The following is a 12,537-nucleotide window of genomic DNA, read 5'->3' on the forward strand; positions in this document are numbered from 1 at the left end:
GATAGCAAAACGATGATGTCCACTGCAGCAAACAGGAAGAGAGACCGAGGTAATTGACTCAACAGAACTCACTACCTGAAGTCTCAGATCATGCAAATTGAAGTCACATGTCAATTGGGGTTGCTATCGGCAGATGCTGTTGGCGTGAGCCAGCAAGTGTGGTGGGCTCTTGACTCGCACCATCCGCCAGTGGGTAGCCAGCCTGTTGATCCAAACGCCCGGACCAACGGGTCAGCGCCAACGCCCCCAGCACGATCAATCCGCCAATCCAGGGGGTATCCAGCAAACTCATTTCTTCGACAATCAGCCCACCGACCACAGCGCCGGCGGCAATGCCGACGTTAAAAGCGGCGATATTTAAACCCGAAGCCACATCAACCGCATCCGGGGTGTATTTTTCAGCAAGTTTAACCACATACACCTGCAGCCCCGGCACATTGCCAAACGCAAAGGCACCCCAGACTAAAACGGTCAGTACGGCGGTGATTGGGTTGCCGGCAGTGAAGGTAAAGATCAACAGCACCAGCGCTAATGCCGCGAAAATATAACTGAGCGCCGTCACCGGCCCGGCTTTGTCGGCGAGCTTGCCACCCCAGATATTTCCCACCGCCACCGACACGCCGTACACCAATAAAATCAAACTAATCGCACCGGCTTCAAAACCACTGATTTGCTGCAAAATCGGCGCAAGGTAAGTAAAAGCGACAAAAGTTCCGCCATAACCGACGGCCGTCATCGCATACACCAACAATAACCGCGGTTCAGTCAGCACCTGCAGTTGCTTGCGTAGCGGCGCGGTTGTGGCTTGTTTTAGATTTGATGGCACCAATAAAGCACTGCCAATCAGTGCGACCATGCCGAGCACCGACACAATCAGGAACGTCGCCCGCCAGCCAAACATCTGACCAATCCAGGTGCCGAGCGGCACCCCGGTCACCAACGCCACGGTCAGCCCGGTGAACATCAAGGCGATGGCGCTGGCTTCTTTATCTTTACTAACCAAACCGGTCGCGATGGTCGAACCAATCGAGAAAAACACCCCGTGCGCCAGACCGGTTAAGATCCGCGCTGCAATCAGGCTTTGATAACCAGGTGCCAACCAGGCCAGCAGATTGCCGGCGATAAACAGCGCCATCAGTCCCAACAACACGGTTTTTCGTGGAAAACGGGCGGTGAGTGCAGTCAACACCGGCGCACCAATGGCAACGCCGAGTGCATATAAACTGACCAGTAAACCGGCCGAAGGTAACGACACGCCCAGATCCCGGGCTAAGGTGGGCAACAAGCCGACAATCACAAATTCGGTGGTGCCGATGGCGAACGCGCTGAGTGTCAGCGCCCATAAAGCGAGTGGCATAACAATCTCCTGACTAGAATGAATTGCCGCGCAGTATGACGCTTGCTACTATTTCAAAAAATAGCGCAATCAACAAAACACTTTTTCACTTATGATAATAATATCGCAAACTGCAGATCTCGAAATGTTACTAGCGGTGTTCGACAGTGGCAGCTTTACCGCGGCGGCTGGTCAGCTGAATGTGCCGGTGGCCAAAGTCACCCGTGCTATTCAACGGTTGGAAACGTCGTTGCAGGTGAGCTTGTTTCACCGCACGACGCGGCGGGTGGAAGCCACCGCCGATGGGCAGCTGTTTATTGAACAAGTGCGCCCGGCGCTGCAACAACTGGCGTTGGCCGAAGAGCAACTGAACCTGCAGCAAAGTGCGCCATCTGGCTTATTGCGGGTCGATGCCGCCAGCCCTTTTATCCTGCATCAGTTAGTCCCGCTGATGGCAAAATTCCGCGCCTTGTATCCAAAGATGACGCTGGAACTGATTTCCAGCGAGAACTTTATTGATTTAATTGAAAAAAGAACCGATGTTGCGATCCGCATTGGCGCGCTGCAGGACTCGAATTTACATGCAACCTTGCTTGGAAAAAGCAAACTGCGACTGCTGGCAAGTGCTGGTTATCTGCAAAAATTCGGAACACCACAGCGCCCTGAGCAGCTGGCACAGCATCAGTTATTAGGTTTTGCTGAACACAGCAGACTAAATCATTGGCCATTATTGCCACCCCAAATCATCACCCCAACACTGGCCGCCAGCAGTGGCGAAACCCTGTTGCAGCTGTGTTTGCAGCATCATGGTATTGCCTTATTGTCAGATTTTATGACGGCGCCACAGCGTCAATCCGGAGAACTGATTGAAGTGCTACCGGGTCAGCTGCAAAGCCCCCATCCGCGCGAAAACGTGCAGGCGGTGTATTATCGACATTCCGCGTTATCGGGGCGGATCAGCGCTTTTATCCGCTTTTTGCAACAACAGCTGATCTTTGATTAAACTAAGTTTTTAGTTTGAGTACATGAAAATCTGCCACCACGGAAGCAACCATGACACCCGCCATCGAACTGCTTAAAAAACGCAACTGCTGGTTGTTGAAATTTCGTTTTTTTTTGGTAGGTGGCTTCAATTGTCTCCTCTTCAATTGTACTTTGGCCGCAGCGGGAAAAGCTGGTGGTTAAATCAAACCACACTATTGCCATTCAGGTAAAACGCCGGTGATTGCCGACGTTTTACTTAGAGCTGTCGAGTTGATTCTCCTGTCACTCACGAACCGTAAAAATCAACGAGGAAAATAGATGCTTATGGGCAATGCCTTTAACGCCAGTGGTTCCTGGTGAAAAAACTAGCTCATCGGCCTGAAACAGATATTTCCCGGCGGACGATGGCGTAAACTCGACAATACCGTCTTTATTCACTCGGTAATCAGTAATAAAAGCATTGTCTGTTGCGCTATAGATGAACAGACTAGATGGGGCCATCGCTTTTCCATCCCGATACACCTGAATTGAGTATTTTTCTTTTACCTTGGCCAATTTTTTCTTATTCAATATTGGCATCACGTCCAGAAACATGTCTGAAGGTTTTTGATCTTCCGTTGGCGTAACATTGTCCATTACAATGCTCAATCTGCTGAATTCAACTCTGCCGGGCAGCTGACGTCCGGAAAGTTTGTCAAACTTGGGCCTTTTAACCACCGGGACAGGCTCCAGCAGAATTGTTGCCATTCGCGCCTCAGCCTTGAGCACCACTTGGGTCGACGTTTCAGTGTTTTCTTTCTGCAGAATATTTGAAGAAGCATCCTGAATATTGATGCCGTACCGCAGTTTGATATCGCCAGACATAAACCGACGCTCCACCAGAAAAGGAACCATTGATTCTGACAGCGTCAACTGGATCATTCCATTTTCTCTCAGTTCAGCGGTTGCCCATTTTATATGCGCATGGCATACCGTACTAAATAAAAAAAATAATACAATAACCGTTTTCATAAACATCGCCTTTAAACACCATATACTAAGAAATAATACCAAAAGAAATGAGATTCTTTATTAGCGTTTTGTCGACTGGTTGTGTAGGATTATGATTCTCAACATTCTCCCGGAAAACCTCCTGAAAATCGGGCCCCGTTTCAAATGTAACACCATTGACTATATACGCGTCATTGAATTGGCTACGAAACACACCATTAAATTTTAGGTTATTCATCTCTACATCATCTACAAAAAATGCCGTTGTATTTATTCTGGTTTTATATCGGATATGCTTCGTGTGCTCTTCGCAGAATTGTCGAAATACTAGCTCTGATGACGATATTTCAGAAAAAATAGACAACGAATGCAGCAAACTTTTTTGTTCGCTCCCCTCAATGTAGTCTCTGACAGATACATGATCTGCCATTTTGTTTGCCAACACCCAGCTCAGGAAATCCAACACCGTATTTGGAAATACCCCTATTGCTATGTGAAATGTGTCCTGATTATCCAGCGGAATTGCATCATGCCACCAGCCTCTTGGTATATATAGAATATCGCCTGCTTCAAGTATGATATCCAAGCAAGGTTCGGTCGGACGTTCAGGATAGTTCTTACTTTTCTGGTGCGGCAACGGGTCGATGAACGTTGGCGGATATATTTTCCAACGTTTTTTCCCAATGAGCTGGACGGCATAGACATCGTGGCTATCCCAATGCATATTAAAAGTTCCGCAGCCTCCTCTTGCTGCATAACTGTTTGCATTGGTCAGGCAGCCAGTATATTTAGAAAACATCTGGCAGATATCGCTGATAATAGAACATTTGTTCTGCATTTTATTTAATACAACAGATGCGCCATCCTGAATAAGCTGACTAAGCTTATGAGGTACTATTCTTTTCCTATAAGCACCAAAATTAAAGTAAGTCTCAATGTAGTCACTTTCTGTCAGTTTTTCTTTGCTGTAAATACTTAAATCTTCAAAACCTGATAGGCAGAACAATGCGTTATCAAATAACTTCCAGTTATAGTCAATTTCATTTAGTACACTTTTATAGAGCAAGGATCGTTTAGATAAATGTGAACTATCGACTACTGCCTTTAAACATTCGTAATTTTTATTTTCTATCTTGCCAGTTAAATTCATGTTACTGCAGCCTTGAAATTAAATCAGCATCGGATTTTCTTTTTATAGCGGCTTCCAACGGAGTCAATCCTTGTACGGATCTTGCGTATTTAATATCATGATGTTTTTTGTAAATTTCGATGGCATCCACATTATTATTATTAATGAACATAAATATGGCCTTTTCATGCATATTCGCACCACGAAGCATTAATTGCTGAATCACGCCGCCAGATCTCATTTTTATAACGCATTGAGTTAACAAAGAAGAATACACTTTCGACTTATCAGAAGCAGAGCGCCCATCCAAATATTGGTCTAGTGAAAATAAACCTTTATCCGTGTCTCCCTGAATAATCAAATCAAAAGCTGTTCTAACCGCGGCAACGTCTGCCAGGTCATCATCCGAGATCAACAGCGCTGCCTTAAACATTTTTTCAGCCTGTGACAAAGATCCATCAAATAAAAAGCTGGCTTTGTTTTGTTCTGTATGATTGATGTTGGCAGAACTGGTACTTTCTTTCACTTGAGCCTGTTGTTGTGCTGTCGTGGGAATGCACGTGTCAGCTTCGCTTTTAAGCATCCTTAGCTGCTGATAAATAGAGCTGTTTTTTTCAATGAGGCCTTGCAATTTCGTTAGTCGCTGAGGATCTAACTTACCCGACAGGAGCTCAACATTATCTTTTTTACTTACCAAATATTGTTCAGATAACATTTCAAAAATTTCCGGTCGAAAGTTAGTTTTCACATACTCGAGATAAGCCGCTAGTCTGCTGGCTCGGGCTGGAGCAAGTTCATACTGAGCTGCCAATGAGACTAACTCTTGTGATGACATTGTGTTTTCATTTTCTTCAAAGTTAACAAAATCAAGAACATTATAGCCATCTATCAAGCTTAGACCGACACCATGTACTTGGTAAAAATGCAAAGAATAATCATAAAGTTTTTTATAAGCACTATAAGTGACTAAATTATATGAAACACCGTCAATATTAAATTCAACTGAGAGTTCAGATTTAATATAACCAGAAATTTCATCGATTAATTGAAAAGATTTTCCAGCATCTATCGCTGTGACCAGATCCATCACTGACGGTTTAAATCCTTGCTTAATCAAAACGTTAATAGTATTCAGAGTATCTATCTCTTTTTTTACATTTGCGAGTGCAAAAGCCAACATTGTTCTATCATTTATAGTTTTATTTATCAGCTCAGGATTGTCTGACAAATAGCTGGATAAACCACTCAGATCCTGATCTGAAATCAATCTCGTGAATTTAATCAAATCGACCGGTTCCATAACTTTTCCCGGAAACTCAGCGACGCTGCGATTAAACTGAGGTAATACAGAACGAAATTCGCTGATGGACAAAAAACTTCCTGTAGATTCGAGATAATTTTCTTTTACCACCTGACTTACTGCAGCATGCTCAGCCAGGTGAAATATATTTTTATTGTTAGCAGAAATCTCTTGTTGAAATTTTGTGAGTAAATATTTCATATTGGGGCCACATTGTTTCATTTCAGCTAAGTTTGACGTTGCTGACTTAACTTCGATCTCAGTACCGGCCGAAGCCTGTTGCAAAGTATTTTTCGTCTCAATTGGCGCAATATGCTCTGCACTGCTGTTGTCACTGGAACGAATAAACATGTACAACGCGCCTGCAATGAGAGCCATACATAAAACGTGTGTAATAGATATCTTCATTGTTTTTTGGGGGGAGAAACTCCCCCTATCCTTGTTGTTATTTTATAATCTGTCACATTTTCTATAAGCGTCACTGCGTGCACTCGAACATTGGAAATATGATATGACGGTATCAATAAATCCATTGGCCAAAGCCATACAATCTTGGTAGTCAGTATCTGCCTGATCCATACACTCCAACCTTGCGTCTCCATCCTGACTCGGGTCTGCAAACGCCCTAGTCAACCCAAAACCAAACTGATGGTTAATGCTAGCCAGCGAGTCATCTGGATTTAGCTCAATATCAATCCGTTCAATAGTGAAATTGCCCGTTAAGCAGACTGTCGCCAAAACGCCTTTCGAAATGTTGTTCATAAACCCTCCTTTTAATTAACAATAATTAACCTTATCACCCAAATAATGCGAATACAAACAACTACCACCAACATTTACAGCCCGTTATTTTCTTATTTAGTTAAATCTGGTAACTTAACTACTGGTTTTTGCATGGTTGTAATCATCCGCATCAGCGGCCGGGCGCCGGATCGTAGCTTTAAGTATGTGGCTGTCCGCAAATTCCGCGAAAACGTGCAGGCGGTCTACTATCGACATTCCGCGTTATCGGGGCGGATCAGCGCTTTTATCCGCTTTTTGCAACAACAGCTGATCTTTGATTAAACTGGGTTTCTAGTTTGAGTACATGAAAATCTGCCACCACGGAAATCAGCATGACACCCGCCATCGAACTGCTTAAAAAACGAAATTTCCTGTTTCAGGTACTTAGTTATCAACATGATAGCCATAGTTCGTCTTATGGTTTGGAGGCGGCCGAAAAGCTGCAATTAGACCCAAAGCTGGTGTTTAAAACTTTGGTGCTGCAACTTGAACCCGCAGAGCTGGTCGTGGCAATACTGCCGGTGAGCCATCAATTGGACTTAAAACAACTGGCCAAAGCCGCAGGTAGCAAAAAAGCCGCGATGGCCGCGCCCGCAGCCGTTGAGCGCAGTACCGGTTATGTCTTGGGTGGTGTCAGCCCGCTGGGTCAGAAAAAACGCCTGCGCACTTTTATTGATCAAAGCGCCGAACATTTACCGCTGATTTATGTCAGCGCCGGTCGTCGTGGGCTGGAAATTGCGATAGCGCCCGAGCAATTGCAACTGTTGCTTGGTGCGAGTTTTGTGGGATTAGCCCAGTAGCCGCAGCTTGTAGCAAATAATTCTTAACTTCGATGTTTTAAGTACAAATTAATCCATTTCCGCGCTCTGGCGACCAGCCGGATCACCGGCTATCTTTGCCCGGAGCTGCCAGTGTCCCTCTATTGTCAGGGTAGGCCCGGTAGCCAATCGTGTTTGTCTGCCAGCACTGAGATCAACAATCCTTGAAGCTGTTATTCACCGTTTTGACTCTGCTGCCAGATAAACGCATCCGAGACCGTCAGCACCAGTCATAAGGAGATTGACCATGGCTAATGACAAAAGACGAGGTAGTAACGTAACGCACAATCAAGTAAGTTCCGCTATATCTTCCAATATCGAACAGCTGCTACTCGACGCTCTGGATCGTGGCGATGACAGCCTGGAAACGGGTCGCTACCTGATTAGTTATCGGGAAGGCATGTTAGATGAAGGGATTCAATCGCTGAAAACCCAACACTTTCGAATGGCGGATGCCCGTGATTATGCAGATCAGGCCGTGATCCTGGAGGATGCCGGAGATGCTGAAGTCATGGTGTTCCCAGAGTTAGATGTAGCGCTGGTCAGTGGGGATGCCTTACAAAACCATGGGATCAGTAATTTTAGTACTTTGCAGGAACAAAACTCAGTTCAGGTGGTGGAACCTGAATATTTTGCCTTTGCGGATAGTTCTGAATATCTACGTGGTTTTATCAGTGCCGCCACTGCTATTGCCAAAGATCTTGAATCTCAGCCCCAGGCTCCGGCTCCGGATGAACAACTGGATATTGAAGTGCTGGGGACAACCTGGGGTTTAACCCGTTGCAAAGTACCGCCAAGCACCCGCTCAGGCTCTGGGATCAAAGTCGCGGTGTTGGATACCGGTATGGATTTGGGACACCCGGATTTTGTTGGGCGAAGTTTCGTCACCCAGACCTTTGTCGGTCAGCCGGTTCAGGATCTGCATGGTCATGGCACCCATTGTGTCGGCACCGCCTGTGGCCCTAAGGCACCTGCGGGTTCGACACCAAGGTATGGCATAGGGTTTAACAGCAAAATATATGTTGGCAAAGTATTATCCAATTCAGGCAGTGGTTCCAGTGCCAGTGTATTGGCTGGCATGAACTGGGCAATTGCCAACAGATGTGAAGTGATTTCAATGTCATTGGGTAGCCCAAGTCCGGTTCAGGCGGCGTATACCAATGCTGGCGCCGCTGCTTTACGAAATGGTTTACTAATCGTTGCGGCGGCGGGGAATTCGGCTTCCAATACCGGTGCGCCAGCCAACTCGCCGACTATTATGGCTGTAGCTTCATTGGATCCGAGTCTGATACCATCGAGCTATTCCGATTTCGGCAAGATTGATATCGCAGGGCCCGGCCGGGATGTGTTTTCATCGTGGCCACGGCCAACCCGCTACAAAACCATTAGTGGTACCAGTATGGCGGCACCTCATGTTGCCGGTTGTGCGGCTTTGTGGGCACAGACTAATCCGGCTTTTCGTGGCATGAATCTGTGGCGGCAGTTACAATTAACAGCAATGCGATTACCCTATCCTGCGACTAAGGTTGGTGCAGGATTAGTTCTGGCTCCAAAATAACCAAGATGTAACGGATCGTTGGAGCTTTTATCTGGCCTCCTGCATGCGGGAGGCCACTTTCAGAGGTGCTACTTATGTCAAACGAACAACTGTGGATTGTCACTATCGATCATGAAAAATCAATTGCACAGGTCGTCCGGCAACTTGAAACAAGAGGCTTGGCTGTCCATTCGGTGCTCGCCGAAGTGGGCTGTGTCACAGGTTCAGCTGCGGAAAGTCAGTTAAGTGCATTGCGCGCCGTTGATGGTGTTCTGGACATTGCCGCAGACTTTCCAGTCCAGCTTGATACCGAGGCTGATTCAGGTGTCTGGTAATCCCAACATCCACTGCACCTGAAATACTATTGAACAGACTCCTACAGCTGGCTTGTAGGCAATTCCCGCTCGAACAAATCTTGTTACAAAGCAGTCACAGCCAGAGTCATTACATATCTCCCGGAACCTGTTAGCTTTTGCCACCCGCCCTCGCATAGGGCAGGCCACTGCATGTTCAAACCCGTGCAATTTTTTAAGCTGTACAGCTAAACCGGAGCCCGCCATGTCGTTTTCTTTTGCTCGAATGTCCCAAACCACAACTCTATTCAACTGGCTGGCGAAGCCCATCCAGGCGAACAGCGTTCGCCAACACAGCCGCCCGCACCGGATCATTTTGTTGCTGACGGCCGTGCTGAGCATCATCACGCCCGCCTATGCCGCCGAAGGTATGGCCGATGGCATTTATTACCAAACCTTTGGTGAAGGGAAACCGGTGCTGATTATCAACGGCGGGCCTGGGCTGGATAGTGAAGGTTTTGCCACAGTCGCCAAAGCGATAGCGGCGGAAGGTTTTCAGACGATTTTGTTTGATCAGCGTGGCACCGGGCGTTCGCCATTGCCCTCTATTGATAACCGCACGGTCAGCATGGATCTGATGGTGGCTGATATGGAAAAAATCCGGAAAAAACTTAAATTAAAACAATGGACTATTTTAGGACATTCTTTTGGTGGCATGTTGGCAGCGCATTACGCCAGCCAACATCCGGCGCAGGTGGAAAAACTGGTATTTTCATCGTCGGGTGGCCTCGATCTGGACTTTGTCGCTGATATTCAACCGCGCATCAACCAAAAACTGAGCATCAAACAACAGGCCGAAATGAAGGCTTATCAGCTGAAGCAAGCGGCTGGCGATAAAAGCGCCGCCACCAATGAAAAGCGGGTGAATATTCTGGCGCAGGCTTATGTGCTGGATCAAAGCAAAGCGCATTTGGTCGCAGCGCGGTTAAAAGTGGTGAATATGCAGTTGAATCAGTTGGTATTTGCCGATATGGCGCGGATTAAATTTGATCACAAACAAAGTTTTGCCACATTTCAGCAGCCGGTGCTGGTGTTGCAAGGTGACCAGGACATTATCAGTATCGACACCGCCAAAAAGACCCAAAATAGCTTCCCCAATGCCCAGCTGGAAATTCTCAAAGACTGTGCCCACTATGGCTGGCTGGACCAACCTGACCAATACTACCGGGCATTATTTACCTTTCTGAAAGCCTGATCAAAGCGACCTGCACGCCGAGTTGAAATGTTGTAACCCAACGGCGGACTAGCCTTCGGCCGAGTCCGCCCTACTTTTTGGTCATAAATTCATAGGCTTGCGTAGGGCGACACTCACCGCGTTAGGTGCGCGGAATATTAGGTTCAAATTTGTACCTAATGTGTCCGCAAATGCAAATTCAGTAATTTGTGACAGCAATTACGGCTGAAGTAGTTGCTTAGTCCAGCCTTCGCCCTGGTCCTTAAATAACTCCCGCAGATGCAACCGGCTGTCCCGGAATGTCAGGAATTCAATTGCCACAGGCTTAATACAATAACCACCCCAGTTATCGGGCCGGGCAATAGCTTGATCAGCAAGCCCGGTTGATGCTTGCTGCAGCTTTGTGACTAAATCGCGTTCCGCCGCTAATGGTGCACTTTGCGCAAAAGCCGTGGTCACGAGTTGGGCACTTCTGCTTCGGCTTTGCCAAAAACCATCCGCTTGCGCAGTGGTGATCAGCTGAGCGGTACCAATAACACGGACTTGATAGCCCACATGATCCCACCAAATAGTCATAGCAATTTTTGGATTGTGCGCGATTTGCTGGCCTTTTGCCGAATCCAGATAGCTGCAAAACACAAAACCATCGTCACTGACCGACTTTAAATCGACAAACCTACCTGCCGGAAAACCATGCTCATCAATGGTTGAAATACACACCGCACTGTGTTGTTGCAGAGGACTTTCGACCAATGCTTCTTGCCACCAATGTTTAAATTTCGATATTGGATTGTCCATACATTTCAGTCTCATCCAGGTGACACAAGGTACTGGAAAAATAGACGCTTTACACCGCAATCAGTCCCTGCGCCAGCATCAGTTGCCAGACGGTTTGCGGCTGCTCGGTTTGTTGTAAAAACTGCAGCACATCCTCGCGCGCAGCCTGCTTTTTATTCTGCGACAACTTCATTTTCGCGTGCAGCGTTTCGATGTTAATAGCCAAGCCAACAATAGCCGCCGACAGCTGTTTTTCGTAGGAGCGATTGTTCGACCGCTCCGCTTGAACCGCAACTGGCCGATCCACAAAGCTGTCTTGCACTGCTTGCGGCAAAGCCCGGCTCGCCGCAGCCTGTTGCTTGCGCACCAACGCCAAAGTCGCACTTTGATCCAGCAACCGCAGGCTGCCGCTGATTTCAACCAGACTGTAATTCCAGGTCGCGACCTGCGGTTGCTCGCGATAACACTCGGCCGCAACATAAGCATGCGGGCCCTGCACCACCACTTTGACGCTGTCACCTTGTTGCATCGCCTGTTCCAGCGCCGCCAGCTGCGGGTTTTGCCGCGCCAGATGGCAATACAGAGTGCCGGTCAGCGCAGATGGCGAATCCCAGTCAAACCACAACGGCAATGCACTTAACTGCAAATCTGCCGTCAATAACAAGCCAAAATAATGCTGCTGCAAAAATTGCCTGATAAGCCTGGGATCCGTCAGCGAAAAATGAGCGGGTGTGTAAGTTGGGACCATTTCAAACCTCTGGTACGCTCATGACGTTCAGGAATGCCACACTCATTGCGCACGTTGCACCGAAAAAGCGTTATTGATCGCGCTAAAACCGACTTTTGGATAATACTCCATCGCACTCGGCGCGCTTAACAGTAACTGCTGCACCTGCGGCCCGGTGGTGTCCGCGACGGCTTGCAACAATAACCGGCCTATGCCCTGCTGCTGCAAATCACCGGCGACCAGTAAATCGGAAATGTAACAAACAAAAGCGCCATCGGTTAAACACCGTGCCAGCCCAACCAGCTTACCGTCAATACGGGCGCTCAGTGTCAGGTTGGCACCGGCAAACAGTTGCGCCATCCGCGCTTTGTCGGCGAGTGGCCGCTTGATCCCGGACGAGTGATACAGCGCCAGATATTCATCGAGCATGGCTGGCTGCCAGCTTTCGGTTTGGATCAACAGCGTTAAACCGTTGTTGAGGGTAAAAGAATGGCTATTAATCGAGGGCCTGGTAAAACTTTCCATAAAAACTCCTGCAAAGCCAGCTCTTGCGCTGGCGCTGAATGACTGTTCAAATGCAGCTTAAAAGGCAATTGGCTCTATAAAAAGCACCAGTTTTGTCAAATTGA

At 47.4% G+C, this 12,537-nt stretch carries 14 protein-coding genes; 6 read left to right on the forward strand and 8 right to left on the reverse strand.

The window, feature by feature from the left end:
- Positions 1–103: 103 nt before the first annotated feature.
- The gene (locus EOE67_RS13700) at positions 104–1,357 is read right to left on the reverse strand and encodes an MFS transporter (protein WP_127699880.1); all 1,254 of its coding nucleotides are present in this window, start codon (positions 1,355–1,357) and stop codon (positions 104–106) included.
- A gap of 124 nt (positions 1,358–1,481) precedes the next feature.
- On the opposite strand from EOE67_RS13700, the gene EOE67_RS13705 reads away from it, so the two are divergent.
- Entirely contained in the window at positions 1,482–2,339 is an 858-nt protein-coding gene (locus EOE67_RS13705; protein WP_206099600.1) for a LysR family transcriptional regulator, read from the forward strand.
- Between the two features lie 263 nt (positions 2,340–2,602).
- Here the strand turns inward: EOE67_RS13705 and EOE67_RS13710 are convergent, their stop codons facing one another.
- From EOE67_RS13710 to EOE67_RS13725, 4 genes are all read right to left on the reverse strand, one after another.
- Positions 2,603–3,331, reverse strand: coding sequence for a hypothetical protein (locus tag EOE67_RS13710; RefSeq protein WP_127699884.1), 729 nt, complete (start codon positions 3,329–3,331; stop codon positions 2,603–2,605).
- Positions 3,332–3,356: 25 nt separating this feature from the next.
- Positions 3,357–4,460, reverse strand: a complete 1,104-nt coding sequence (locus tag EOE67_RS13715; RefSeq protein WP_127699886.1) for a JmjC domain-containing protein — start codon at positions 4,458–4,460, stop codon at positions 3,357–3,359.
- A gap of 1 nt (position 4,461) precedes the next feature.
- On the reverse strand, positions 4,462–6,090 hold the full coding sequence (locus EOE67_RS13720) for a hypothetical protein (RefSeq protein ID WP_127699888.1): 1,629 nt from the start codon (positions 6,088–6,090) through the stop codon (positions 4,462–4,464).
- A gap of 99 nt (positions 6,091–6,189) precedes the next feature.
- Complete coding sequence (locus EOE67_RS13725) at positions 6,190–6,501, reverse strand: hypothetical protein (protein ID WP_127699890.1); 312 nt, start codon at positions 6,499–6,501, stop codon at positions 6,190–6,192.
- 132 nt (positions 6,502–6,633) lie between these two features.
- Between EOE67_RS13725 and EOE67_RS20535 the strand changes: the two genes are divergently transcribed.
- The 5 genes from EOE67_RS20535 to EOE67_RS13745 all read left to right on the forward strand — a co-directional run bounded on the left by EOE67_RS20535 (position 6,634) and on the right by EOE67_RS13745 (position 10,425).
- A complete protein-coding gene (locus EOE67_RS20535; RefSeq protein WP_164852337.1) occupies positions 6,634–6,804 on the forward strand; it encodes a hypothetical protein in 171 nt (56 codons plus the stop codon).
- A gap of 50 nt (positions 6,805–6,854) precedes the next feature.
- On the forward strand, positions 6,855–7,322 hold the full coding sequence (gene ybaK, locus EOE67_RS13730) for a Cys-tRNA(Pro) deacylase (protein WP_127699892.1): 468 nt from the start codon (positions 6,855–6,857) through the stop codon (positions 7,320–7,322).
- A gap of 265 nt (positions 7,323–7,587) precedes the next feature.
- The gene (locus EOE67_RS13735) at positions 7,588–8,898 is read left to right on the forward strand and encodes a S8 family serine peptidase (protein ID WP_127699894.1); all 1,311 of its coding nucleotides are present in this window, start codon (positions 7,588–7,590) and stop codon (positions 8,896–8,898) included.
- A gap of 74 nt (positions 8,899–8,972) precedes the next feature.
- Complete coding sequence (locus EOE67_RS13740) at positions 8,973–9,212, forward strand: hypothetical protein (protein WP_127699896.1); 240 nt, start codon at positions 8,973–8,975, stop codon at positions 9,210–9,212.
- 223 nt (positions 9,213–9,435) lie between these two features.
- On the forward strand, positions 9,436–10,425 hold the full coding sequence (locus tag EOE67_RS13745) for an alpha/beta fold hydrolase (RefSeq protein ID WP_127699898.1): 990 nt from the start codon (positions 9,436–9,438) through the stop codon (positions 10,423–10,425).
- A 198-nt stretch (positions 10,426–10,623) separates the two neighbouring features.
- Here EOE67_RS13745 and EOE67_RS13750 read toward each other — a convergent pair whose 3' ends face one another.
- The 3 genes from EOE67_RS13750 to EOE67_RS13760 are packed head-to-tail and all read right to left on the reverse strand — an operon-like array spanning position 10,624 to position 12,433.
- Positions 10,624–11,202, reverse strand: coding sequence for a pyridoxine/pyridoxamine 5'-phosphate oxidase (locus EOE67_RS13750; RefSeq protein WP_127699900.1), 579 nt, complete (start codon positions 11,200–11,202; stop codon positions 10,624–10,626).
- A 49-nt stretch (positions 11,203–11,251) separates the two neighbouring features.
- Entirely contained in the window at positions 11,252–11,929 is a 678-nt protein-coding gene (locus EOE67_RS13755; RefSeq protein WP_127699902.1) for an FMN-binding negative transcriptional regulator, read from the reverse strand.
- A 42-nt stretch (positions 11,930–11,971) separates the two neighbouring features.
- Positions 11,972–12,433 carry a GNAT family N-acetyltransferase gene (locus EOE67_RS13760; protein WP_240652819.1) on the reverse strand — a complete coding sequence of 154 codons (462 nt, stop codon included), beginning with the start codon at positions 12,431–12,433 and terminating at the stop codon, positions 11,972–11,974.
- Positions 12,434–12,537: the final 104 nt, after the last annotated feature.

It is taken from the genome of Rheinheimera riviphila (genome assembly GCF_004005945.1).
Classification (GTDB): domain Bacteria; phylum Pseudomonadota; class Gammaproteobacteria; order Enterobacterales; family Alteromonadaceae; genus Pararheinheimera; species Pararheinheimera riviphila.